At 42.2% G+C, this 26,047-nt stretch carries 22 protein-coding genes and 1 riboswitch; of the genes, 20 read left to right on the plus strand and 2 right to left on the minus strand.

Going from position 1 to position 26,047, the window contains the following annotated elements:
• The 14 genes from pheT to BLT_RS0104730 all read left to right on the plus strand — a co-directional run bounded on the left by pheT (position 1) and on the right by BLT_RS0104730 (position 18,214).
• A complete protein-coding gene (gene pheT / locus BLT_RS0104655) occupies positions 1–2,427 on the plus strand; it encodes a phenylalanine--tRNA ligase subunit beta (protein ID WP_017726649.1) in 2,427 nt (808 codons plus the stop codon).
• A gap of 421 nt (positions 2,428–2,848) precedes the next feature.
• On the plus strand, positions 2,849–3,121 hold the full coding sequence (zapA, locus tag BLT_RS0104660) for a cell division protein ZapA (RefSeq protein WP_017726650.1): 273 nt from the start codon (positions 2,849–2,851) through the stop codon (positions 3,119–3,121).
• Positions 3,114–3,653 carry a CvpA family protein gene (locus tag BLT_RS0104665; RefSeq protein WP_017726651.1) on the plus strand — a complete coding sequence of 180 codons (540 nt, stop codon included), beginning with the start codon at positions 3,114–3,116 and terminating at the stop codon, positions 3,651–3,653. Before zapA ends, BLT_RS0104665 begins: the two co-directional genes overlap by 8 nt.
• Before the next feature lie 234 nt (positions 3,654–3,887).
• Positions 3,888–5,609: a DNA polymerase/3'-5' exonuclease PolX gene (polX, locus tag BLT_RS0104670; protein WP_017726652.1), complete on the plus strand. Its 1,722-nt coding sequence runs from the start codon at positions 3,888–3,890 to the stop codon at positions 5,607–5,609.
• A gap of 23 nt (positions 5,610–5,632) precedes the next feature.
• The gene (locus BLT_RS0104675) at positions 5,633–7,993 is read left to right on the plus strand and encodes an endonuclease MutS2 (RefSeq protein ID WP_017726653.1); all 2,361 of its coding nucleotides are present in this window, start codon (positions 5,633–5,635) and stop codon (positions 7,991–7,993) included.
• A gap of 14 nt (positions 7,994–8,007) precedes the next feature.
• On the plus strand, positions 8,008–8,421 hold the full coding sequence (locus tag BLT_RS0104680) for a DUF350 domain-containing protein (protein ID WP_017726654.1): 414 nt from the start codon (positions 8,008–8,010) through the stop codon (positions 8,419–8,421).
• A gap of 311 nt (positions 8,422–8,732) precedes the next feature.
• A complete protein-coding gene (locus BLT_RS0104695; protein ID WP_017726656.1) occupies positions 8,733–10,430 on the plus strand; it encodes a long-chain-fatty-acid--CoA ligase in 1,698 nt (565 codons plus the stop codon).
• A gap of 345 nt (positions 10,431–10,775) precedes the next feature.
• On the plus strand, positions 10,776–11,369 hold the full coding sequence (locus BLT_RS0104700) for a TetR/AcrR family transcriptional regulator (RefSeq protein ID WP_035425504.1): 594 nt from the start codon (positions 10,776–10,778) through the stop codon (positions 11,367–11,369).
• A gap of 24 nt (positions 11,370–11,393) precedes the next feature.
• Complete coding sequence (locus tag BLT_RS0104705; RefSeq protein ID WP_017726658.1) at positions 11,394–12,167, plus strand: enoyl-CoA hydratase; 774 nt, start codon at positions 11,394–11,396, stop codon at positions 12,165–12,167.
• A gap of 26 nt (positions 12,168–12,193) precedes the next feature.
• Positions 12,194–12,964 (plus strand): electron transfer flavoprotein subunit beta/FixA family protein, encoded by a 771-nt coding sequence (locus BLT_RS0104710; protein ID WP_017726659.1) that lies wholly within the window; start codon positions 12,194–12,196, stop codon positions 12,962–12,964.
• Between the two features lie 15 nt (positions 12,965–12,979).
• On the plus strand, positions 12,980–13,957 hold the full coding sequence (locus tag BLT_RS0104715; RefSeq protein WP_017726660.1) for an electron transfer flavoprotein subunit alpha/FixB family protein: 978 nt from the start codon (positions 12,980–12,982) through the stop codon (positions 13,955–13,957).
• 232 nt (positions 13,958–14,189) lie between these two features.
• Positions 14,190–14,504: a thioredoxin gene (gene trxA / locus BLT_RS0104720; protein WP_017726661.1), complete on the plus strand. Its 315-nt coding sequence runs from the start codon at positions 14,190–14,192 to the stop codon at positions 14,502–14,504.
• 274 nt (positions 14,505–14,778) lie between these two features.
• The gene (uvrC, locus tag BLT_RS0104725) at positions 14,779–16,557 is read left to right on the plus strand and encodes an excinuclease ABC subunit UvrC (protein ID WP_017726662.1); all 1,779 of its coding nucleotides are present in this window, start codon (positions 14,779–14,781) and stop codon (positions 16,555–16,557) included.
• 73 nt (positions 16,558–16,630) lie between these two features.
• Positions 16,631–16,820, plus strand: a riboswitch (Lysine riboswitch).
• Positions 16,821–16,975: 155 nt separating this feature from the next.
• Positions 16,976–18,214: an aspartate kinase gene (locus BLT_RS0104730; protein ID WP_017726663.1), complete on the plus strand. Its 1,239-nt coding sequence runs from the start codon at positions 16,976–16,978 to the stop codon at positions 18,212–18,214.
• 278 nt (positions 18,215–18,492) lie between these two features.
• Here the strand turns inward: BLT_RS0104730 and BLT_RS0104735 are convergent, their stop codons facing one another.
• Positions 18,493–18,909 carry a YslB family protein gene (locus tag BLT_RS0104735; protein ID WP_017726664.1) on the minus strand — a complete coding sequence of 139 codons (417 nt, stop codon included), beginning with the start codon at positions 18,907–18,909 and terminating at the stop codon, positions 18,493–18,495.
• 112 nt (positions 18,910–19,021) lie between these two features.
• On the opposite strand from BLT_RS0104735, the gene BLT_RS0104740 reads away from it, so the two are divergent.
• The 5 genes from BLT_RS0104740 (at position 19,022) to BLT_RS0104760 (ending at position 24,680) form a co-directional block, all read left to right on the plus strand.
• Positions 19,022–20,371: a TrkH family potassium uptake protein gene (locus tag BLT_RS0104740; protein WP_017726665.1), complete on the plus strand. Its 1,350-nt coding sequence runs from the start codon at positions 19,022–19,024 to the stop codon at positions 20,369–20,371.
• A gap of 380 nt (positions 20,372–20,751) precedes the next feature.
• Positions 20,752–21,381, plus strand: coding sequence for a succinate dehydrogenase cytochrome b558 subunit (locus BLT_RS0104745; RefSeq protein WP_017726666.1), 630 nt, complete (start codon positions 20,752–20,754; stop codon positions 21,379–21,381).
• A 13-nt stretch (positions 21,382–21,394) separates the two neighbouring features.
• On the plus strand, positions 21,395–23,164 hold the full coding sequence (gene sdhA, locus BLT_RS0104750; RefSeq protein ID WP_017726667.1) for a succinate dehydrogenase flavoprotein subunit: 1,770 nt from the start codon (positions 21,395–21,397) through the stop codon (positions 23,162–23,164).
• The gene (gene sdhB / locus BLT_RS0104755) at positions 23,161–23,916 is read left to right on the plus strand and encodes a succinate dehydrogenase iron-sulfur subunit (RefSeq protein WP_017726668.1); all 756 of its coding nucleotides are present in this window, start codon (positions 23,161–23,163) and stop codon (positions 23,914–23,916) included. Before sdhA ends, sdhB begins: the two co-directional genes overlap by 4 nt.
• 296 nt (positions 23,917–24,212) lie before the next feature.
• On the plus strand, positions 24,213–24,680 hold the full coding sequence (locus BLT_RS0104760; RefSeq protein ID WP_017726669.1) for an acyl-CoA thioesterase: 468 nt from the start codon (positions 24,213–24,215) through the stop codon (positions 24,678–24,680).
• Positions 24,681–25,123: 443 nt separating this feature from the next.
• Here the strand turns inward: BLT_RS0104760 and BLT_RS0104765 are convergent, their stop codons facing one another.
• Positions 25,124–25,348, minus strand: coding sequence for a helix-turn-helix domain-containing protein (locus BLT_RS0104765; protein WP_017726670.1), 225 nt, complete (start codon positions 25,346–25,348; stop codon positions 25,124–25,126).
• Positions 25,349–25,595: 247 nt separating this feature from the next.
• On the opposite strand from BLT_RS0104765, the gene BLT_RS0104770 reads away from it, so the two are divergent.
• Positions 25,596–26,047, plus strand: a 452-nt coding sequence (locus BLT_RS0104770; protein ID WP_017726671.1) for a CAT RNA binding domain-containing protein, incomplete at its 3' end; no start/stop codon positions are given.

Below are 26,047 nucleotides of genomic sequence, written 5' to 3' on the forward strand. Positions count from 1 at the left end.
ATGCTAGTATCGTATCGATGGTTACAAAAATACGTTGACCTAGAGGATGTGACAGCAGCGGATATTGCGGAAAAGCTCACCCGTGGCGGCATCGAGGTTGATATTATTCATGAGTTGAATAAAGGGGCGAAAGATGTTGTTGTTGGTCATGTTCTTGAATGCAGCCAACACCCCAATGCGGACAAATTAAACGTCTGTCAGGTGGATATCGGCGAAGAGGAGCCAGTCCAAATTGTGTGTGGAGCGGCAAACGTTGCAGCAGGACAAAAAGTGGCCGTTGCCAAAGTTGGAGCGGTTTTGCCAGGGAATTTTAAAATTAAAAAGGCGAAGCTGCGCGGGGAAGTTTCTCAAGGCATGATCTGTTCTCTGCAAGAGCTAGGGATCGAGAGCAAGCTTATTCAAAAGGACTTTGCTGAAGGCATTTATGTCTTCCCAGAAGAAGCAGAGACAGGCAGCGATGCCCTTGAAGCGTTAAACCTGTATGATCAAGTGCTAGAGCTTGACTTAACACCCAACCGTTCGGATTGCTTGAACATGATGGGTGTGGCATACGAGGTGGCTGCGCTTTACGGCCGTGAGGCAAACCTTCCGAATCCGAAAGTACAAACGAATGAAGAACATGTAGCTGACTATGTTACGGTGAACGTTGATGCTGAGGCAGACAATCCCTATTATGGTGCGACGATCATTAAAGATGTAAAAATTGGACCGTCACCATTATGGATGCAAAATCGCCTCATGGCTGCGGGCATTCGGCCAATTAGTAACGTTGTAGACGTGACTAACTACGTCCTGCTTGAGTACGGTCAACCGCTTCATGCATTCGACTATGATCGCTTTGGGTCAAAAGAAGTGCTCGTTCGCCGTGCCAAGGATGGGGAAACGATCGTCACCCTTGATGATACAGAACGAACGTTAACAAGTGATCATCTTGTGATTACAAATGGCTTAGAGCCTGTAGCGATTGCTGGTATCATGGGTGGAGCGACATCAGAGGTAGAAAAGGACACAACGACCATTTTACTTGAGGCCGCTTATTTTAACCCAGTAACGATCCGAAAAGCATCTCGGGAGCTTGGCCTACGCAGTGATTCCAGTGCCCGCTTTGAAAAAGGTGTAGACCAAAAGCGTGTGAAGGAAGCAGCGAAGCGTGCAGCAAGTCTCATTGTTGAATTGGCAGGAGGCACGATTGTTTCAGGTGTAGCGGAGTTTGATGTTTTAAACGTGGAGGAGCCAGAAATACGCCTTGAGCTTGGACGTTTGAACACACGACTTGGTATGGAGCTGACAATAGATGAGGTTGCTTCATTGTTTAAACGCCTTGGCTTCTCGTATCAGCTTGACGGCGAGACGTTTGTTGTCACAGCCCCTTCTCGTCGCGCTGATCTTCGTATTGAAGAAGACTTAATCGAAGAGGTTGCCCGTTTATATGGATATGACAACATTCCTACAACCTTACCAGAAGGTGTAACGACACCAGGGGTATTAACCAACTATCAAGTAAAGCGTCGCCGAATTCGTCGTTTTCTTGAAGGCGCTGGCCTTAGCCAAGTGATCACATACTCCTTAACAAGTCCGGAAAAAGCGAAGGGCTTCGCTGGAGAAAATGAATCCCTCTTACCTGTTAGACTTGCCATGCCAATGAGCGAAGATCGGAGTACGATGCGCACAAGCCTTGTGCCACATCTCTTTGATGTGCTTCAATACAACTTGAACCGCAAACAGGAAAACGTTCATGTCTATGAAATTGGTTCCATCTTCTTAAGTGAAGAGGAAGTATTGACGAAACAACCAGTAGAAAAAGAAATGCTTGCTGGAGCGTTAACAGGATTATGGCATGAGCATCTATGGCAAGGCGAGAAAAAGCAAGTGGATTTCTATGTGGCCAAAGGGATTCTTGAAGGTCTTTTTATCGAGCTTGGGGTCCTAAACGATGTGACATTCACCCAAGGAAAGAAAGCGGGTATGCATCCAGGGCGAACAGCGATTATCCGTCTTGCTGGAAAAGAAATTGGTTTTGTCGGTCAAGTTCATCCGCACGTTCAAAAGGAAAATGACCTGAAAGAAACCTACCTTTATCAGCTGGATCTTGAAGCGTTAATCAACCATCAGCTTAAAGGAGTGGTCTATGAGCCACTTCCACGGTTCCCGGCCATTAGTCGCGATATTGCCTTAGTCGTTGGCACAGATGTAACCGCAGGTGAGCTTCAAGCGGTTATCTTCGAAGCTGGCGGGGTGCTATTAAAGCATGTTCAGCTCTTTGACCTATATGAAGGAGAGCATATGGAAGCAGGGAAGAAATCAATTGCGTTCTCTTTAACGTATCTCGATCCAGAACGGACACTAACAGACGAAGAGGTTGCAGCCGTTCATGAAAAGGTATTGCAACAACTTGAATCACAGCTTGGTGCGACACTAAGAGCTTAAGAGTAAGTGAAAAAAGGAGCAGTGCTGGCATTTAGGTAGCCGCAGCTGCTCCTTTTTGTTTAACGATCATATGTAGCCACTCAACTTCCACGGAATCAAAATAGACCGTAGCAAAAGCTGAAACTTTATGGCTTTCATTCTAAAGCCTTACAAAAAAATTGAATGGTACAAAATGACGAATCATAGAATAGCAAAAAAAGGGCTTCACCTTTTTGTCATATCTATAAAGCATGTTCAAAATTTCGACAGCGTATTTCCCTAAATAGCTGTATGAAGAAAAGAAAAACCTTTCTATCACAATCTCTTTCGTTGTTTACACCTTTTTACATCTATTATTTTCATCGCGCTCGCTTCATGGTATGATAGATTGTGAATGTTAAACAAATGTCGTATTTTGACCGAGTGAATAGGAGGCTTTTCGGTGAAAGAGAGAAAAGAAAAGCAACGGACAACTGTCTCAATTTATGGACAGCAGTACACAGTTGCCGGTTACGAATCCCCTAAACATATGCGGGAAGTTGCAGAAGAACTTGACACGAAAATGCGAGAAATTAAACAAATGAATCCTTATTTAGATACTACACGTCTTGCTGTTTTGACAGCTGTGAATGTCATTGACGACTATAAGAAGCTTAAAGAAAAAGTTGAGCGGTTGGAGCAGGAGCTTTTAGCAGGAGACGAAAAAAATGCTTAGCTTAGTATTGATGTTGATTTTGATTAGCAGTTTTTTTATTGGGAGGCGCAGAGGCTTTATATTACAGCTTGTGCACCTCCTTGGCTTTATAGTCGCTTTTCTTGTAGCGTATCATTATTACTCTGATGTTGCCTTATATATACGCCTATGGATTCCATACCCGCAATTTTCTACAGATAGTACAGTTTCGATGATCATTTCCGCATTTGACTTTGAGAGTGTATATTACTCGGGTATTGCTTTTGCGATCCTGTTTTTTGGTACGAAAATTCTCATGCAAATTATTGGATCCATGCTTGACTTTCTTGCCCATTTGCCGATTTTACGGTCGGTGAATCGTCTGCTTGGTGGCCTTCTTTGCCTTTTAGAAGCCTATCTTCTCCTTTTTATCCTCTTGTATGTCGGAGCATTGCTTCCAATTGAACAAGTTCAAGGGCATCTTCAAGGCTCCCTGATTGCCCAGCTGATGATGAACCATACTCCATTTTTGTCAGATTGGCTGCAAGAGCTATGGGTGAATAATCCCCTTTAATACGTGATGAAAAAACTTCTCCATTGTGTGAGAAGTTTTTTGTGCGTTGGCGCACCTATCATAAAAGTCGGTGTGAGGACGGATTGCTTCCTTCTTGGTATACTTGACAAGAGATTGTCCATGTTCCTTGTTCGCCAACGGGTCTACACATCAGTTTGCAAGGAAAAGTCAAAGCGTTGATTTTCTTAATGAAATATCGGTATCATGGAGAAGGAACAGAAAGGAACGGTGAACATGAACAAAAAAGATGTGATTCGCACACTTGAGCAAATCGCCATTTATATGGAAATCAAAGGAGAGAACCCTTTTAAAATATCCGCTTACCGAAAAGCGGCACTTGCATTAGAGTCAGATGAACGGACGTTGGATGAGCTGGGAGACCCGGCACTGTTAAAAGGAATTGGCAAAGGGACGGCAGAGGTCATCACTGAGCTTCGAGATTCAGGAAGATCAAGCCTCCTTGAAGAATTAAAAGAGCAAGTACCAGCTGGACTCATTCCACTTCTGCAGCTCCCAGGACTTGGGGGTAAAAAAATCGCAAAGCTTTATCAAGAGCTAGGGGTCGTAGATGTAACGACATTAAAGGAAGCGTGTGAGCAGAAAAAGGTACAAGCATTAGCGGGCTTTGGGAAGAAGACGGAAGAAAAAATACTAGAGGCGATTGCAGAAGCGGAGCATCGACCTGAGCGTCTGCCAATTGCTTTTGTGTTACCAATAGCTGAAGAGATCGAGGAGCAGTTAAAAGAAATAGATGAGATCCAGCGTTTTTCGAGAGCGGGAAGCTTACGTCGTTTACGTGAGACGGTGAAAGATTTAGATTATATCATTGCGACGGAACAACCAGATCGGGTTCGTGAGCAGCTGCTAGGCTTGAATCATATGAGTAAAGTAATCGCAAATGGCCAAACAAAGGTGTCCATTGAGTTTAGTTATGATTACCCCATTTCAGTGGATTTCCGGCTTGTGAAGGACAACGAATTTGCGACGACATTGCATCATTTTACAGGCTCAAAAGAACATAATGTGAAGCTGCGACAAATTGCCAAAAAACGAGGCGAGAAAATCAGTGAATATGGTGTGGAAAATAGCGAAACAGGTGAGGTTTTAATATTTGAAAGTGAGGAAGCCTTTTTCAACCATTTTGGTCTCAGGTATATCCCTCCAGAGGCACGTGAGGACCAAGGGGAAGTGGAAGCCTTTGGAGTTGAAAATGACTACTCCTTAATCGATATTAAAGACATTCGTGGTGATTTGCATATGCATACGACCTGGAGTGACGGTGCCTATTCAATCGAAGAAATGGCTGAAGCTGCTCGGGCGCGAGGCTATGAATACATTGCGATTACGGATCACTCAAAGTTTTTAAAAGTAGCCAACGGTTTGACAGAGGAGCGATTGCGAGAACAGCATGAGCGCATTCGAAAGCTAAATGAATCCTATGACGATTTCACCATATTAACAGGGATTGAGATGGATATCTTGCCAGACGGAACCCTTGACTATGAGGATGAGCTTTTACAGGAAGTCGACTTTGTCATTGCTTCCATTCATTCTTCCTTTTCACAAAAGCGAGAAACGATCATGGAGCGACTAAAAACAGCCTTAATGAACAATCATGTCGATCTCATTGCCCACCCAACAGGTCGACTTATCGGCCGTCGTAGTGGCTATGATGTCGATCTTGATTTGTTAATTGAGCTTGCCAAAGAAACGAACACGGCCTTAGAGCTAAATGCGAACCCAAACCGGCTTGATCTAGCCCCTGAATGGTTAAAAAAGGCGCAAGATCAAGGAGTCGTACTGTCGATCAATACAGACTCTCATACAAAGGATACATTTGGTTTTATGGAATACGGTGTAGGAGTAGCAAGGAAAGGGCTAGTCCGTGCAGAGACCGTATTGAATACGTGGCCGCTTGAACGGCTACAGCAGTTCCTACGGCGACAGCAGTCTTAGGGACTTTGGAAAGGAGTCACGTGATGAAACATGTGTTACGAGTATTAGAATATGAGAAAATGAAAAAGCAGCTGCTAGAGCATGTATCCTCTTCCCTAGGGCGCCAAAAAATTGACCAGCTAAAGCCTTCAACGGATTTAGAAGAAGTACAGCTTTGGCAAAATCAAACCTTTGAAGGTTCTACTGTACTTCGATTGAGAAGTCATGTTCCTCTTGGGGGAATTTTTGATATCCGTGCCCATGTAAAGCGTGCGAAAATCGGCGGGGGACTTCAAGCATCAGAGTTGCTCGAAATTGCGAGTACGATTTATGGAGGACGTCAAGTTAAGAAGTTTATTGAAACATTGGTGGAAGAGGAAGAAATCAAGCTGCCTCTTTTGCATGAACTTGTTCATGCGATTGAACCATTAACTGATATAGAACGAGCAATCAAGCAGTGCATTGATGACAACGGACATGTGCTAGATTCAGCAAGTCCAGCCCTAAGAACGTTGCGTCATCAAATTCGCAGCTACGAATCGAGTGTTCGCTCAAAGCTTGAGAGCATTACTCGTTCTTCGAATACAGCAAAAATGCTTTCAGATGCGATTGTAACTATTCGAAATGACCGATTTGTTATCCCTGTTAAACAGGAATACCGAGGAGCATTTGGCGGGATTGTCCATGACCAATCGGCTTCAGGGGCAACGTTGTTTATTGAGCCACAGGCCGTGGTCACCATTAACAATCAGCTTCGAGAGGCAAAAGCGAAAGAAGCACGAGAGATTGAACGAATTTTGGCTGAGCTCTCAGAAAAAACAGCCGAATTTGCTGATGAACTGCTTATTAATGTTGAGACGCTCGCAGACCTTGACTTTATTTTTACGAAAGCTCGTTATGGAAAGGCAGTGAAAGGGACAAAGCCGTCGCTAAATGATCGTGGGTATTTGCTGCTCAAGAGAGCCCGTCATCCCCTTATCCCTGGAGAGACCGTTGTGCCGATTGATGTGGAGCTAGGTGGCTCCTTTTCCTCACTTATCATTACAGGGCCTAATACAGGAGGTAAAACGGTTACCTTAAAAACAGTAGGTTTGCTGACGTTAATGGCTCAGTCTGGTCTCTATATTCCAGCTGAAGAGGACTCGGAAATGGCTATCTTTAAACAGGTCTTTGCTGATATTGGGGATGAGCAATCGATTGAGCAAAGCTTATCAACGTTTTCCTCACATATGACCAACATCGTTCAGATTTTGAAAAAGGTTGATCATGAAAGCCTCGTGCTGTTCGATGAACTAGGGGCTGGAACGGACCCAACAGAAGGCGCGGCGCTTGCGATTGCCATTTTAGATGATGTCTATCGTCGTGGTGCACGAGTAGTGGCAACAACTCACTATAGTGAGCTAAAAGGGTATGCATACAACCGTGAAGGAGCGATGAATGCGAGTGTTGAATTTAATGTGGAGACCTTACGCCCAACCTACCGATTACTAATTGGTGTTCCAGGGCGAAGCAACGCATTTGCCATCTCTCGCCGTCTAGGGCTTGAAGATAGCATCATTGAACGGGCAAAAGCACAAATCGATGCAGATTCAGACCAAATGGAAAAAATGATTGCTTCTCTAGAGGAAAGTAGAAAATCGTCGGAGCAAGAATGGAAAGAGGCCAGCTCCATTCGTCAGGAGGCTGAGCGTTTACGAGCGGATCTTGTAAAGGAAATGGAAGCCCTTGAACGAGAGAAAGAGCGAATTCTTCAAGAAGCAGAAGAGCGTGCTGCCCAAGCTGTGAAAGAAGCGAAGGAAGAAGCTGAATGGATCATTTCAGAGTTAAGAGAGCTTCAAAAAGAAGGGCTGGCTGTAAAAGAGCATCAGCTGATCGACGCTAAAAAACATTTGGAGGAAGCAGTTCCGAAGCTCACAGCAAGACAAAAACAGGTGAAGAAAGAGTCGGCGAAAAAGAACCCTGACCTTGTACCAGGCGATGAAGTGAAAGTGTTAAGCTTTGGTCAAAAAGGTCATATCGTTGAAAAGCTTGCTGATGATGAATACCAGGTTCAAATCGGTATTATGAAAATGAAGGTGAAGAAAGAGGACCTTCAATATGTAGATAGACCAAAGAAAGTCGAGACAAAACCACTTGCAACGGTAAGAGGCAGTGAACATCATGTTAAGCCTGAATTAGATTTGCGGGGAGAGCGCTATGAAGACGCAATGCTCCGGGTGGAAAAATATTTGGATGATGCGATTTTAGCAGGATATCATCAAGTGTCCATTATTCATGGAAAAGGGACAGGAGCATTGAGAAAAGGAGTAAAGCAGCTATTATCTAAGCATCCCCATGTAAAGGCAACACGTGATGGTGGCATGAACGAAGGTGGTCTCGGTAATACCGTAGTTGAGCTTAAATAAGTGAGGCGAGAGGATTGGAAGCATTATTCGAAATTGAAATTGTAAGAACGGCGGCGAATTATAGCTTGGCTGTTTTAGCGTTAATCGTCTTTTTAGCGGTTTTTGAAACGGTAACAAAGTATCGAAATTGGGAAGAAATTAAGCAAGGAAATCTTGCTGTTGCGATGGCAACAGGAGGAAAAATCTTTGGAGTTGCTAATATTTTCCGCCATTCGATTGAATATTCTAGTTCCCTTCTCACAACGCTCGGCTGGGGAGCTCTCGGTTTTTTGCTGTTGCTTCTAGGTTATTTTATCTTTGAGTTTTTGACACCTGGATTTAATGTCGATGATGAAATTGCTCGCGATAATCGCGCAGTTGGGTTTATCGCGATGGTTCTTTCCATCGGATTATCCTATGTCATTGGGGCAAGCATCATCGGTAGATAGAGGAGCGAATGAAGTGGAATTATTAATGAAAATCTTATATGTATGCTGTGGGGCGTTTATTTTAGCTGGTATTATTTATATGCTCTTTTTTGCAGCATGAGAAAGAAAGAGGCTGACGACTTGACGTCAGTCTCTTTCTTTCTTATAGGTCGAAAAAAGGAGGCAGCTCTACGACAGAAAAGAGGATGGCTTCATAAAAAAATATTAGAAAATTTAAAAAATATATTTAAATTAGAAAGCGATTACAATACAATAAGAATAGAGGAGAATGGCACAAAGGGAAGGAGAGATCATTAAAGGAGGAAATAACAATGACAGAAGAAAAAGTTTGGCTCAAGCATTATCCAGAAGAAATACCTCACTCCATTACGTACGAGGAGCGCACGCTTCATTCCTATTTAAAAGAGGCGGCGAATGAGTTTTCTTCTAATGTAGCAGTTCATTTCTTAGGTAAGGACATCACGTATGCTGAGATTTATGATCAGGCAAAGCAGTTTGCTAATCAGCTACAATCGTTAGATGTTAAGAAGGGCGATCGGGTTGCTATTATGCTCGCCAATAGCCCCCAATCGGTGATCAGCTATTATGGTGCATTGATGATCGGTGCCATTGTTGTTCAGACAAATCCACTTTATGTGGAACGTGAGCTTGAGCACCAGCTTGTTGACTCTGGAGCAAAAGTCATTGTTTGTTTAGACCTTGTTTTTCCCCGAGTGTCAAAAGTACGGAAGAATACAAAGCTAGAATACGTCATTGTGACAAGCATTAAGGATTATTTACCATTTCCAAAAAATTTGCTTTACCCAATCGTTCAGAAAAAAAATACAGGTATGAAAATTGAGGTCAGCTATGATCAAACAACGCTTGCATTTAAAGAATTTATAAAAGTTGGAAGTACAACTGAGCCTGAGGTAGAAGTAGATGCAAAGGAAGATTTGGCTTTGCTTCAATACACGGGAGGAACGACGGGGCCTGCGAAAGGCGTTATGCTATCCCATTACAATTTAGTGGCTAATACGGTTCAGGGAATCCATTGGACCTATCAAACTGAGCGTGGCAAGGAAAAGATGCTTGCTGCTTTGCCTTTCTTTCATGTATATGGCATGTCAGTGGTTATGAACCTTGCTATTATGAGCGGTCATACGATGATTGTCCTGCCGAAGTTTGCAGCGAAAGACGTATTGAAGGCGATTCAAAAGCATCGGGTTACGTTGTTTCCAGGAGCACCAACTATGTACGTGGCATTAATCAATGACCCACAAATTAAGGAATATGATCTATCTTCAATTAAGGCCTGCCTTAGTGGTGCAGCACCATTGCCTCTTGAGGTTCAACAAAGGTTTGAAGAGCTTTCAGGAGGAAAGCTCGTTGAAGGCTATGGATTGACGGAGACGTCTCCTGTGGCCATGGCTAATCCGATTTGGGGCAAACGAAAGTCAGGGAGTATTGGTGTTCCTTGGCCTGATACGGAGGCGATCGTTTTTTCTGCAGAAACGGGCGAAGTTGCCGAACCGAAAGAAGTTGGTGAAATTGCAGTTCGAGGGCCGCAAGTTATGAAGGGCTACTGGAACCGACCAGAAGAAACAGCGAAGGTATTTAAGGATGACTGGTTTCTAACGGGAGATATGGGTTATATGGATGAGGACGGTTATTTTTATATTGTTGACCGTAAAAAGGATTTAATCATTGCAGGTGGATTTAACATTTATCCGCGAGAGATTGAAGAAGTGCTTTATGAAAATGAAGCCATCCAGGAAGCGGTTGTGATTGGTGTGCCAGATGAATATCGAGGGGAAACGGTAAAAGCCTTTGTCGTTTTAAAGCAAGGAAAAACAATAACTGAAAAAGAGCTTAATGAATATTGCCGTAAGCATCTAGCAGCCTATAAAGTCCCCCGTTTCTATGAGTTTAGAGAAGAACTTCCAAAAACCCTTGTAGGGAAAATCCTTCGACGAGTACTAGTAGAGGAGGAAATGAAAAAACAAGAAGAAGAAAGAGTGAGCAATTAACAAAAGGAGGGGGGCACCCTTTCTTTTGTTTTTTTATCTTAATTATTTGAAGTTTTTTAAAAATTATCACAAATCTATTTAAAAATGAATCGAGATTCATTACAATAGAAAGAGACGGAGATGAAAGGGTAGAAGGAAGTTTGACAAGGAGCAAGGAACGGGATTTAGCTTAGTCGGTACAATGAACAAATACAACGAGCAATGGATCTAGGGAACAATCGCTTCAAGAATGACAAAAGTAAATCGAACAATCAAATGAAAAAGCCTGGTTCCATGTTGACATAGGAACTTCTTTCTACTAAAATATTTGATATGAATGAATACTCATTCATTATCGAAAGGAAGATGACAGTGAGCAAGAAAAAAGGACCAAAATATGATCAGATTATTAACGCAGCGGTGACTGTCATCGCGAAATATGGATACCATCATGCACAGGTTTCAAAGATTGCCAAAGAGGCTGGTGTCGCAGATGGAACAATTTATCTTTATTTTAAAAACAAGGAAGATCTCTTGATTTCACTTTTTCAAAACAAAATGGGTGCCTTTATTGAAAAGATTCGAGAGCAAATTTCTGAAAATGCTACCGTTGAGGAAAAATTACTGATTCTTGTAACGATGCATTTTGAGCAGCTTGCAGCAGATCACGCATTGGCAATTGTCACGCAGCTTGAGTTAAGACAATCAAATTCTGAGCTACGTACCCAAATTAACAATGTTTTAAAAGGATATCTCATTCTCCTTGATGAATTATTAGTGGAAGGGGTAGAGAAAGGCGTTTTTTCTTCCTCATTAGACGCTCGTCTTGCTCGACAAATGATGTTTGGGACATTAGACGAAGTCGTAACCAATTGGGTGATGAAGGAGTGTAAATATGACTTAGTGGCGCTTGCAAAGCCTGTACATCAATTGCTTTTGAACGGTTTGCGGCAATCATAAACAGATGCAGAGGAGGAGGAATGAATGGAGTATATAAAGCTGTCAATGGACGAGGGCATTGCAACAATTGCCCTTACACGTCCTCCAGCGAACGCTCTTTCAAAGGGCTTGTTGCTTGAATTAGATGGGGTGTTCGCAGATATCGAGCAAAACAACGAAGTCCGAGTTGTCATCCTTCACGGAGAAGGCCGCTTTTTTGCAGCTGGGGCAGACATTAAAGAGTTTTTAAATGTAAAAGATGGATCTGAGTTTACGAAGCTTGCAAAAGAAGGCCAAGAGATTTTCTCTCGAATTGAAAGGTTTCGTAAGCCGGTGATTGCGGCTATCCACGGTGCGGCATTAGGCGGAGGCTTAGAACTGGCGATGGCTTGTCATATCCGGATTGCCTCAGAGAATGCAAAGCTAGGCTTGCCAGAGCTTCAGCTTGGACTTGTCCCTGGCTGGGGAGGGACACAGCGCTTGTCTCGATTTGTCGGTCGGGCAAAAGCGGCTGAGATGATTCTGACAAGCGAGTCGATTTCTGGAATTGAGGCAAAAAATATAGGTCTAGTGAATGCTGCCTATTCAGAAGAGCTGCTTATGAAAGAAGCCTATGCAATGGCGAAAAAGATTGCAGCAAAAAGCGCAATCACAACGGCAATGACATTAGAGCTTCTCACTTACGCCATTGATGACAAGCAAGAAAGGGGAGCCGATAAAGAAGCAGCATTTTTCGGGCAAGCCTTTGAAACAGAGGATGGAAAAGAAGGAATTCGTGCCTTTATTGAAAAACGCAAGCCAAATTTTCAGCATAAATAGTGGAGAAATGATAAGGAGGAATTCGCGTGAACATTTTTGTGATTATGAAACGTACATTTGATACAGAAGAAAAAATCACTCTAAGCAACGGACGAATTGACGAAGAAGGTGCCGAATTCATCATTAATCCTTACGATGAATATGCAATTGAAGAGGCAATTGTCCTTCGTGACGCTCATGGTGGAGAAGTAACGGTTGTGACAGTTGGTGAGGAAGAGGCGGAAAAACAGCTTCGAACAGCGTTAGCGATGGGGGCAGATAAAGCAGTTTTGCTTGATGTGGAGGAGTTAGATGAGCTTGACCAATTTACGACTGCGTCTCTTTTAGCTGCCTACTTAAAGAAACATTCATATGACATTATTCTTGGCGGTAATGTTGCGGTAGATGGTGGTTCAGGACAGGTTGGACCAAGGGTTGCAGAAATCCTGGGCATCCCACAAGTGACGACGATTACGAAGCTTGATGTACAGGATAGGCAAGCAACGATTGTGCGCGATGTTGAAGGCGATGAAGAAACCGTTGAGGTGTCACTTCCAGTCTTAGTAACTGCTCAGCAAGGTTTGAATGAACCACGTTATCCTTCCCTACCAGGCATTATGAAGGCGAAGAAAAAGCCACTTGATACTTTAGACTTGGATGATTTAGATCTAGAGGAAGATGAGGTCGAAGCGAAAACGACAACGATTGAAGTCTTTCTTCCACCAAATAAGCAATCAGGAAAAGTGTTGGAGGGTGACGTATCCGACCAAGTGAAGGAGCTCGTATCACTTCTAAAAACAGAAGCGAAAGTGATTTAAATTGGAGGGATAATCATGGCGAAAAAAGTTCTAGTGCTGGGTGAAGTACGTGACGGTGAATTACGGAATGTTTCATATGAAGCAATTGCTGCCGGGAAAGAGGTCGCTGATGGCGGTGAGGTTGTGGGAGTCTTGCTTGGTGAAAATGTAAGCGGTTTAGCTGAGCGGCTCATCCATTATGGTGCTGACCGTGTGATTGTCGTTAATCATAGCCATCTAGCAACCTATACAACGGACGCTTATCAGCAAGGGATTTTACAGGTGTTAGATGTTGAGTCTCCTGATGGACTCATCCTTGGCCATACGTCACAAGGAAAAGATCTTTCACCGCGGATCGCAATGAAGCTAGGAGCAGGGTTAATTTCTGATGCGATCGCATTAGAAAAGGCCGGGGACGAGATCGTCTTTACTCGACCGATCTATTCGGGAAAAGCTTTTGAAAAGAAAAGGATAAACGAAGGTCTTGTATTTGCCACCATTCGTCCAAATAATTTTTCTCCGCTAGAGAAAGATGAAACGCGCAGTGGAGACGTTTCAGAGCTTTCGGTAGACATTAAGGATTTGCGTACGACAATAACAGACGTAGTCAAAAAAGCGACCGGAGGCGTCGATCTCTCAGAAGCGAAAATCATTGTTGCAGGTGGACGTGGAGTGAAGAGCAAGGAAGGCTTTGAGCCTCTTCAAGAGCTTGCGGATGTTCTTGGTGCGGCTCTCGGCGCTTCACGTGGAGCATGCGATGCTGAATATTGTGATTATGCGCTCCAAATTGGACAAACGGGAAAGGTTGTAACCCCTGATTTGTATTTTGCGATCGGTATTTCGGGAGCGATACAGCATTTAGCAGGAATGTCAAACTCCAAAGTCATTGTGGCAATCAATAAGGATCCAGAAGCGCCAATTTTTGAAGTAGCAGATTACGGAATTGTCGGAGACTTATTTGAGGTCGTGCCGCTTTTAACGGAAGAGCTAAAAAACGTACTTGTTTCAAACTAAATAGGAATGGAGACAAGTCTTCTTTAGAAGGGGGCTTGTCTTTTGCTTTAAAAAAGTTTTGTTTATAAACGGTGTATCGTGAAATACTATTCCTATGTTTTTTACTGAGATCAACACTGGGATTTGTCATTTGATTCAATTGTTTTTAGAGCAACTTATTCGCAAGAAGGGGAAGCTAATGATATAATTCAGGTGTAATGAAAGTTATGAACAACTGAGGAGGTTTTTAGAAATGGCGATTGTAAATGTAACCGATCAAACATTCGGCTCTGAAACAAGCGAAGGAGTCGTTCTTGCAGACTTTTGGGCACCATGGTGCGGACCTTGTAAAATGATTGCACCTGTTCTTGAAGAGCTTGATGCTGAAATGGGCGATAAAGTAAAAATTGCAAAGCTTGATGTAGATGAAAACCAAGAAACAGCAAGCAAGTTTGGCGTTATGAGCATTCCAACACTTCTTGTTTTCAAAGACGGCGAAGTGGTGGATCAAGTGGTGGGCTTCCAACCAAAAGAAGCACTAGCAGAGCTTCTTAATAAGCATATCTAAGCAAGCGCATCTAATTGAAAGGGTCTGTCCAATCTGGGCAGGCTTTTTTCAGTAGATAAGAAGGGGCAGAATGTCTAGCTACAGGCTTCAGCGCTTTTCATGGCTGAACAAGGCACCTTCAACGTTACTTATTAGGAAGAAGCTCATTTGTTTTCTTTGAGAAAAGATAATCATTTTGCCCTTTCATGGAAATACCTAGATAAAAACCTCCCAGCGTTTCATACTTGAAAAAATATTTCAGCTCGCCAACAATAGAGAGAAGAGGTGGCGCATGATGAATAATGAATTAAAACAAAAGCTTGCTGTGCTTCCAGATCAACCGGGATGCTATTTAATGAAAGACCGACAAGGGACGATCATCTATGTAGGAAAAGCAAAGGTATTAAAGAACCGAGTCAGGTCTTATTTTACAGGAAGCCACGATACAAAAACGCAACGACTTGTAAGTGAAATTGTCGATTTTGAATACATTGTAACCTCATCAAACATTGAGGCACTTATTTTAGAGATGAATTTAATTAAAAAGCATGATCCGAAATACAATGTCATGCTCAAGGATGATAAAACCTATCCGTATTTAAAAATTACAAACGAAGAACATCCACGACTGCTCATCACCCGCAAAGTGAAAAAAGATGGCGGGAAGTATTTTGGACCATATCCGAACGCTAGCGCTGCGAATGAAACAAAAAAGCTTCTTGATAGGCTTTATCCATTGCGAAAATGTCGAACACTGCCTGACAAGGTTTGTTTGTATTACCACATCGGCCAATGCCTCGCTCCTTGTGTGTATGAAGTGACAAAGGAACAGAATCAAGAAATGGTCCAAGAAATCACCAAATTTTTAAAGTACGGTCACGAGGAAATTAAGGCGAAGCTAACAGAAAAAATGCTCAAAGCCTCAGAAGAATTAAATTTTGAGCGTGCGAAGGAGCTGCGTGACACCCTCCGACATATGGAAGCCGTCATGGAAAAACAGAAAATGACGGTCAATGACCTCGTTGACCGAGATGTGTTTGGCTTTGCTTATGATAAAGGCTGGATGTGTATACAAGTCTTTTTTATCCGTCAAGGAAAATTAATTGAACGGGACGTGTCACTTTTCCCGTTTTATAAAGATGCACAGGAAGATCTTCTTACTTTCATTGGTCAATTTTATTTGCAAAAAGACCATGTAAAGCCAAGAGAATTGCTGTTACCTGAAGGGGTTGACGCAGAGCTTTTGCAGCAGCTTCTTGAAATCAATGTCTATCAACCAAAGCGTGGAAAGAAAAAAGAGCTCGTGGACTTAGCGATGAAAAATGCAGCGGTTGCTTTAAGTGAAAAATTTGCTTTGATTGAACGTGATGAAGACCGAACGATAAAAGCGGTTGAACGACTTGGAGAAGCGATGAACATCTCCACACCATATCGTATTGAAGCGTTTGATAACTCGAATATTCAAGGAACGGATCCTGTTTCAGCAATGGTAACCTTCCTAGATGGAAAGCCAAGTAGGAAGGACTATCGAAAATACAAAATAAAAACCGTTACTGGGCCTGATGATTATGAATCGATGCGTGAAGTGGTTCGTCGTCGTTATCTTCGCTTACGTAAAGAGGAGTTGCCGTTGCCTGATTTAATCGTTATTGATGGCGGGAAGGGACAAATTGCAGCAGCGCAGGAAGTGATAACAGACGAGCTCGGGTTACACATTCCTGTCTGCGGCTTAGCGAAGGACGAAAAGCATCGAACTTCCCAGCTCTTGATCGGCGATCCACCAGAGGTTGTGCCATTAAAAAGAGATAGTTACGAATTTTATCTCCTTCAACGCATTCAAGATGAGGTCCATCGTTTTGCGATAACTTTTCATCGACAAACACGCTCGAAAAGCTTCTTCCAATCTGTATTGGATGAGATTCCTGGAGTGGGAGAAAAGCGAAAGCGACTACTTTTAAAGCATTTTGGTTCAGTGAAAAAGATGAGAGAAGCAACAGTGGAGGATTTAACGGCCCTAAGCATTCCAGTCGGTGTAGCAGAAGCGATCGTCGAAACATTAGCTGAAAAAAATTAAAATTCATTCTTGTCATTAAGAACGACCTTTGCTACAATAAACTACAATTCAATAAATGCGCTTCAAAATTGAAGTAATTGGTAGGGGAGCGGAGACCATCAGTATCCTGTTTGAGAACGATGAGGTTCTATGAAAGCAGGAAAAAGGGGAATTCGCCGAAGTTTAGCAAGTACTCATCACTTGCTATGCTGGATCTGTGCTGAAGAAGTACAGGGCTGTCACATGGCTAGTCCCAGCTAGCGATGTGGAGAACTATCTCACGCAAGCAATGGTATTTTGCATACGTTTATTTGTATGTTCAGCAACAGTGAGGAGTTCTTTCCGCTGTTGCTTTTTTGTTTTACGTAAATGCAAGCGTATGGAATTTTATGTTTTTTTAAAAAGTGATCGTACAGTTCTAGTAAGGGAGAGAAACAGAATGTCAACAATTGTACAAAAATACGGAGGAACGTCCGTTGGATCGGTTGAACGAATTGAACATGTAGCAGACCGGATTATAAAAACGGTAAATGAGGGAAATCGAGTCGTTGTTGTTGTTTCGGCGATGGGAAAGTCCACAGATGAGCTCGTTTCCTTAGCACGACAAATTACAGAAGAGCCGAGTAAGCGCGAAATGGATATGCTCCTTACAACGGGAGAACAAGTGACAATTGCTCTTCTTGCTATGGCTCTTCACAAGCGAGGGAAAAAAGCCACATCTCTTACTGGCTGGCAGGCGGGTATGGGAACCGAAGCTACCCACGGGAGCGCTCGGATCACGGACATAAAAACAGAACGGATCCTTTCGTTGCTGGAAGAAAATCATATCGTCATCGTCGCTGGCTTTCAAGGAAAAACAGCAAATAATGAAATTACAACATTAGGCCGCGGTGGTTCAGATACGACAGCTGTAGCTTTAGCAGCAGCGCTTAAAGCGGATCGTTGTGACATTTATACAGATGTAACGGGTGTATTTACAACCGATCCCCGCTATGTGAAGACGGCACGAAAGCTACAATCCATTTCCTATGATGAGATGCTGGAGATGGCGAATTTGGGCGCAGGTGTCTTGCATCCCCGTGCCGTTGAATTTGCAAAAAATTATCAAGTGCCATTGATGGTAGCATCAAGCATGACGGAAGAAATAGGAACAATTATTGAGGAGGACGTTACGGTGGAGCAAAACTTATTAATTCGAGGGATCGCATTTGAAAATGATGTAACAAAGGTGACGGTTGCAGGGCTGCCAAATAAAATTGATACTCTGCCAAAGCTATTTACACTTCTTTCAAATAACAATATTAACGTTGATATTATTATTCAAAATCAATACGATGAAAAGTCAGTGAACATTTCGTTTTCAATGACCCAAAGCTCTTTAAAAGAAACTCTCTCAATTTTAAAGGGGGCACAAGCAGAGCTAGGCTTCAGTGACCTGTTCCATGAGGATGAGCTTGCCAAAGTTTCTATTATTGGTTCTGGAATGGTTTCAAATCCAGGCGTTGCAGCAAAAATGTTTGATGTATTAGCGACAAACGAAATCTTTATTAAAATGGTAAGTACTTCAGAAATTAAGGTTTCAGTTGTTGTTGCTGAAGAAGATATGGTGCTAGCTGTTGAAATGCTTCACAAGGCGTTTCAGCTAGAAGAAGCTGAAACGCCAGTGAATGTCGGGTAACAAATAAAGAGGCTGGGACAAAAGAGTTTTTATTGATGAGAAATGCGAACGTCATGATCGTTGATGCATAGCAATTGCTTCGGACATATACTTCGCTTTCTGCGGGCGGCTGGTGAGCCTCCTCGTGCTTTTTGCACTGTGGGGTCTCACCCTTGCATTTGATCCCGCAGCAGGAGTCTACGTCCATTTCCGCCGCTAAGGTTGTGCATTGTTCGCATTTTTAATTATACACGTTCGTTATGTCCCAGCCTCATTCCTTGTTAAAAGAATATAACCTATTAAATCGTGTCATATTTGTCAGTACGGACCGTGAAACGAACGCAATCTTTCTTCTGGACATATGTAGCTTCGGCAATGGTATTGGACCAAGACTGTATTTGCTGAGCAAGAAACCCTGCTTCAAGCTGGTAACTGCGTTCATCGTCTTTTCCCATCCATGGCCCTTTTAATTCAAACAGGCGCTCCTGTTTCTTTTCCTTAAGAAGGACTAGCTCACCCCAGTTTGCTTTTGAAAAAAAATCGATAACCTCTTCGACAGAGGTTAGTGAATGTTTCCTGGCTAATGATTTTCCGGCCCAATATAAGATTGATTCATGCTCAGAACCAAGTAAATCCTGCAGCAAGTCATTTCGGATAAGGTTGTACCCAAAATTGTCGTTCTTCACGTATGTTTCGGTTTTGTCTTTCGTCTCCATAATTTCCCCTCTCTTTGCCTTAATATTATAAAACACTTTTGCTTGAATCTCTATAGATAGCAAAAGTTGTACATGATATACTTAAGCGCGAAATAAAGCGGAGGGATATTCGATGAAATCAGCCTTAAATCAATTTTTAACCCCGTTCCGTGCGATCATGATTGCGTATGTGGCAGCAATGTTTCTTTTTAGCCTTCTGTTGTATTTGCCAATCTCCCATCAGCCAGGTGTTGAGTTAAGTTATGAAGATGCATTGTTTACATCCGTAAGTGCTGTGAGTGTCACAGGTTTGACGACGGTTAATGTTTCGGAAACCTACAGTACTGTGGGTATCGTATTCCTTGCATTAGCGATTCAGCTCGGTGGCATTGGTATTATGACCTTAGGGACATTCGTTTGGATGCTGTTCGGGAAGAAAATCATCCTGTCTCAGCGTATGTTAATAATGGTTGACCAAAACCAAAATCAATTTGCAGGACTTGTCAATCTGATGAGGGGGATTCTACTTGTTGCCGTCATGATCGAGCTTGTTGGTACGCTGATTCTTGGGACGTATTACATTCGTTTTTTTGATACAGTTGGAGAGGCCTATTATCACGGTGCCTTTGCAGCTTTAAGTGCCTTTACGAATGCTGGTTTTGATATAACAGGAGAATCATTAATTCCGTTTGCGAATGACTATTATGTTCAGCTCGTCATTATTTTGTTAATTTTTACAGGTGCGATTGGTTTTCCAGTTTTGCTTGAATTAAAAGAATATTTTTCAAAGAAGAATCCGAATTTTAGATTTAGCTTATTTACGAAAATTACAACGACAACCTATTTTGCAGTTTTTATCATCGGTGTTATCGGAATTTGGCTTTTAGAAAGCGGGCATTATTTTGTCGGACTTGAATGGCATCAGCAGCTATTTTACTCGTTGTTTAATTCTGCTACGACCAGAAGTGGAGGTCTTTCTACCATGGATGTATCAGAATTAAGTGCAGCAACGATTTTGCTTCTTTCTGGAATGATGATCATAGGCGCAAGCCCCTCAAGTGTTGGAGGCGGGATTCGAACGACGACATTGGCAGTTATGTTCTTAACGATTCGGAGCTTTGCCCTTGGAAAGCAGGATGTCAAAGTATTTGGACGCGAGATTCATCCAGAGGATCAACAGAAGGCTTTTATTGTCATTTCTGTTTTTGTTGTGATGCTATTTACTGCTGTTCTTTTCATTTCTGCTTTTGAGGCAAACAAAAATATTTCCCTTTTGGCGATTATTTTCGAAACAGCCTCAGCCTTTGGGACGTGCGGATTATCGATTGGTATAACGGCTGATTTATCCTTTGCGAGTCAGGTTATATTAATGATTCTTATGTTCATTGGAAGAGTTGGCCTTGTCGCTTTCTTGTTCTCCGTCCGTCGAAAAGAGACGAAAAGTCATTATAAATATCCGACTGAACGTATAATTATCGGCTAAAATTGAATAAAATCGATGAATATTGCATACAAAAGGTTCGAAAAGTAGGGATATTTGGTCGTTGTCAGGAAGAGATCAATTGATAAGATAACAGCTTTTCCTTATTACACCAAGCTTTTTACTCCCTGCTTATAAGTTGTATTTCTAATATTCTGTTTGTATACGTTTTCTTGACGAAGAGATCCGATGAGAGTACAATGAATTTGTCGGATTTTATTCACAGAAAGTTTGCATAGGTTTCATAATTTACTCAATTTGATGAACTGTTTGTGGACATGCTGCTGGGAGGTACGTGCTATCGAGAAAAAGAGAGGATAGGAGAAAGCTTTATACGTTTACAGGAAGAGTCGTTTTAATCAAAAACATGGGGGGAAATCGATATGGCCGGTAATCGTGATTTTTTTAATCGCAGACTTCATTCTTTACTTGGGGTTATACCAGTAGGAATCTTCTTGATTCAACACTTAGTTGTTAACCATTTTGCAACACGTGGCGCAAGCGCGTTCAATCAAGCTTCTCATTTTATGGAGAACCTACCGTTTCGTTATTTTCTAGAAATCTTCATTATCTTCATTCCACTTCTTTATCACGCAATTTATGGTTTGTACATTGCGTTCCAAGCTAAAAATAATACAAGCCGTTACGGTTATTTTCGTAACTGGATGTTCCGCTTACAGCGCGTTACAGGCGTATTCCTATTAATTTTCATTGCATGGCATGTATGGGAAACTAGAATTGCGGCTGCCTTCGGTGCAGAAGTTAATTACAATATGATGGCTGATATCTTAAGCAGTCCATTTATGCTGGTATTTTATATTCTTGGTGTTATTTCAGCTACATTCCACTTCGCGAATGGTCTTTGGTCATTTGCTGTATCATGGGGAATCACTGTTACACCTCGTGCGCAGCAAATCGCAACATACGTTACGATTGGTGTATTCTTTGCCTTAACGTTCGTGGGGATTCGTGCAATTCTGGCATTTATTAATCCAGACTTAGCAAACATTTAAGGAGTGAGACAATATGAGTAAAGGAAGAATCATTGTTGTTGGTGGTGGCCTTGCAGGTCTCATGGCAACAATTAAAGCAGCAGAGGCGGGCGTCCCAGTTGATCTCTTTTCATTGGTCCCAGTAAAACGTTCTCACTCTGTTTGTGCACAAGGTGGTATTAACGGTGCTGTTAATACAAAAGGGGAAGGGGATTCTCCTTGGGAGCACTTTGATGATACAGTATACGGTGGAGACTTCTTAGCAAACCAACCGCCGGTTAAAGCAATGACTGAAGCAGCCCCTGGGATCATTCACTTGATGGACCGAATGGGTGTTATGTTTAACCGTACTCCTGAAGGCTTGCTTGATTTCCGTCGTTTTGGTGGTACTCAGCATCACCGTACAGCTTTTGCCGGAGCGACAACAGGACAGCAATTGCTTTATGCGCTTGATGAACAAGTTCGCCGCCACGAAACGAGTGGTCTTGTAACAAAGTATGAAGGATGGGAGTTCCTATCTGCCATTGTTGATGATGAGGGAACCTGTCGTGGGATTACCGCTCAGGATTTAAAGTCATCTGAGATTCGTAGTTTCGCTGCTGATGCAGTCATTATGGCAACAGGTGGACCTGGAATTATTTTTGGAAAGTCTACGAACTCTGTCATCAATACTGGCTATGCTGCTGCAAAGCTTTATGAGCAAGGTGTATACTATGCGAATGGCGAATTCATCCAAATTCACCCAACAGCGATTCCTGGGGATGACAAGCTCCGTTTAATGAGTGAGTCAGCTCGTGGTGAAGGTGGGCGTGTTTGGACATACAAAGATGGAAAGCCTTGGTACTTCCTCGAAGAGAAGTATCCAGCATATGGAAATCTCGTACCGCGTGACATTGCGACACGTGAAATCTTCCATGTTTGCGTAGACTTAAAGCTAGGGATTAATGGCGAAAACATGGTTTACTTAGATTTATCACATAAAGATCCAAAAGAACTTGACATTAAGCTTGGCGGAATTATCGAGATTTATGAAAAGTTCATGGGTGATGACCCTCGTAAAGTTCCAATGAAAATTTTCCCTGCTGTCCACTACTCTATGGGTGGCATGTGGATTGATTACGACCAAATGACGAACATTCCTGGTCTATTTGCTGCAGGTGAATGCGATTATTCACAGCATGGTGCGAACCGTCTTGGTGCCAACTCATTGCTTTCTGCCATTTATGGTGGAATGGTAGCAGGTCCTAAAGCTGTTGAATACATGAACGGGTTAGAAAAGTCTGCCGATGCGATTTCTTCGTCTGTTTTTGAAGCAGAGGTCAAAAAAGAACAGGAAGCCTATGATAGGATCTTAAAAATGGACGGAACGGAAAATGCCTATATCCTTCACAAAGAGCTTGGTGAATGGATGACAGATAACGTGACCGTTGTTCGTCAGAACGACAAGCTTTTGAAAACAGATGAAAAAATTCAAGAGTTAATGGAACGCTATGAAAATATTAACATTAACGATACGGCAAAATGGAGCAACCAAGGTGCTTCCTTCACGCGTCAGCTTGATGGAATGCTTAAGCTTGCTCGTGTGATAACACTTGGTGCCTACAATCGTAATGAGAGCCGTGGTGCTCATTATAAGCCGGAGTTCCCTGAGCGTAACGATGAAGAGTGGCTAAAAACAACAAAAGCAAAATACAATCCAGCAACAAAAGGTCCTGAATTTGAATATGAGGACGTTGATGTATCACTTATTAAACCACGTAAACGTGACTACTCACAAAAGAAGCAAGGAGCTGTTAAATCATGAGCGAAAAAGTAATACGTTTTGTTGTCACTCGTCAAGATGACCCGAACAGCAGTCCTTATCAAGAAGAATTTGAAGTACCATACCGTCCAAATATGAATGTTATTTCTGCATTAATGGAGTTTCGTCGTAACCCAGTTAATACAAAAGGGGAAAAGACTACACCGATCTCCTGGGATATGAACTGTCTTGAAGAAGTCTGTGGAGCTTGCTCTATGGTTATTAATGGAAAACCACGCCAGTCGTGTACGGCTCTTGTTGACCAGCTTGAACAGCCAATCCGTCTCGAGCCAATGAAAACCTTCCCGGTGGTTCGTGACCTTATGGTTGACCGAAGCCGCATGTTTGATTCCTTGAAAAAAGTAAAAGCATGGATTCCAATTGATGGAACTTACGATTTAGGTCCTGGGCCACGAATGGCTGAAACAAAACGTCAATGGGCGTACGAGCTATCAAAATGTATGACATGCGGTGTTTGCCTTGAAGCATGTCCGAATGTGAACAGCAAGTCTGATTTTATCGGTCCAGCACCTCTTTCACAAGTACGTCTTTTCAACGCTCACCCAACAGGTGAAATGAACAAAGAAGAACGTCTTGAAGCAATTATGGGAGAAGGTGGACTTGCCAACTGTGGTAACTCTCAGAACTGCGTGCAGTCATGTCCGAAAGGAATTCCTTTAACAACATCGATTGCGGCACTAAATCGTGATACGACGATTCAATCGTTTAAAAACTTCTTTGGTAGTTCTTCATAATTAAACAAGAACGAGGCTGACTCTTGCAGGGTTTGACTTCCTTAGATAAATGCAATAGAAAGAGCATAATGTTCATGTCATGCTTGATATTGTTTTCTAAGGGAGCAACCCCTTTTTTTTACACATTAAATAGTTAAAGTGCCTCGGATACGAAGGCTTTCGTTATGAAGGAATTGGCGAAAAGCCAAGTTTTGTTTAAAAGGTAAGGGAAGGATGTCATTTTAAAGCTGTCTAGCAACAGGCGCCCATCTTGCACTTTTCATACTTGATTGCGTTCAGGAGAGGAGTTTTTATACATGAGAACACCAAGTTATATCGATAATTTTGAGTCATGGATGCGATCTTTTCACTTTTCAATTCCAGTCAAAGTACGCTTCTGTGAAACCGATGCATTCGGTCATTTGAATAACACAGTCTCTTTTATTTACTTTGAGGAAGCAAGAATTGATTTTTTTAAAAAGCTTGGTTTTATGGAAAAATGGACAGAGGATAAAGGGGAAGGAATGATCGTATCTGCTGATCTACAATGTGATTTTCTAAGCCAAATCTATTTTGATGAACGACTTTCGGTTCATGTCAAGCCAGATAAAATAGGGACTTCTTCTGTAGATTTGCATTATTTAGTGACGAATGAAGACGGGAAAGCCTGTCTTATTGGAAGAGGAACCATGGTTCAAGTTCATAAAAAGACAGGTAAATCGTTACCTTGGAATGAAGAAATGCGTTCAATTCTTGTAAAACAACAGCACCTAGGGACACATTAATTTGTTTTCAATCAATTAATATATGGTTTGAGTGAAAATGCGGCATGTCTCAAGGTAGGTCGTCTCGAACTGAACTGGTCGTGTTGTGTCAAGCAATGATAAAAAATCGTTGAAGTGAATATAAATAAAACGGGGCTGGGACAAAAGAGTTTTTTATAGATGAGACATCCGAACGTAATGATATGCATAGCATTCGCTTCGGAAATATCCTTCGCTTTCCGCGGGCGGCGGGTGAGCCTCCTCGTGCTTTTCGCACTGTGGGGTCTTACCCTTGCCTTTGATCCCGCAGGAGTCTACGTCTATTTCCGCCGCTAAGGTTGTGCATTGTTCGCATTTTCAATCATACATGTTCGTTATGTCCCAGCCTCGACTTAACCAGAATATAGACAATATACATTCTGGCAAAATAGGATTGTGAGTCCACATGAAGGAGACTCACACACCTATATTTCGAGTTCCCCTAGTCGAATCAGTTCAATAACTGCTTGAGAGCGCCCCTTTACTCCCAATTTCTGCATTGTGTTCGAGATATGATTGCGAACTGTTTTTTCGCTGATAAACAGCTGTTGAGCAATTTCTTTTGTTGTTTTGTCCTGAACTAGTAATTCAAATACTTCCCGCTCTCTTTTTGTAAGTAAAGGCTTTGGTCCGAATTCTGCTCTCGTCAATGGGTTCACTCCTTCTTGCTCGGGCTGAAGGCTACATGCGGTGAGTGTTGAATCACGTCCACTTTTAGGAGGAATTTAGTCAAGATAGTATATGTCTAAAGGAAAGTACGTGTGAATTGAAGGAAAGAGAAGAGAGCAATACCTTGTATTAGCAGAGAAACCAGGAGGATTTGATTGACGGCTGTTCATCTACTTCGCTAATATAAACATAAAGATTTGAAAGCGTTACATTGAAAGGATTTTGCTCATGCATGACCCCTATATCGTCGTTAAAATATTGAATAACAATGTGGTCGTTGCACAGGAACAAGGAAAAAATGAAGTGATCTTAATTGGTAAAGGCATTGGTTTTGGCAAGAAAAAAGGGGCACACATTGATGCTGAAGATGTTGACAAGTTATTTGTGCTTGCAAATGAACACCAGCAAGAGGAATACAAGAGACTCCTCGATGAAATTGATGAAGAGCTTATTGCTTTAATTGAGGAAGCTGTAACCTATATTCAAACGGCCCTAAAGCAGCGTTTAGATGAACGAATTCATGTCGCGCTGACGGATCATATTGGCTTTGCTGTTCGCAGGATGAAACAAGGAATTGATATTCAAAATCCTTTTTTGCTAGAGACAGAAGCGATGTTCCCAAGTGAATATGCTCTAGCAAAAGAAGTGGTTTCACTGATGAATAATCACCTAGATATACC

Source organism: Halalkalibacterium ligniniphilum, assembly GCF_000334155.1.
Classification (GTDB): domain Bacteria; phylum Bacillota; class Bacilli; order Bacillales; family Bacillaceae_D; genus Halalkalibacterium; species Halalkalibacterium ligniniphilum.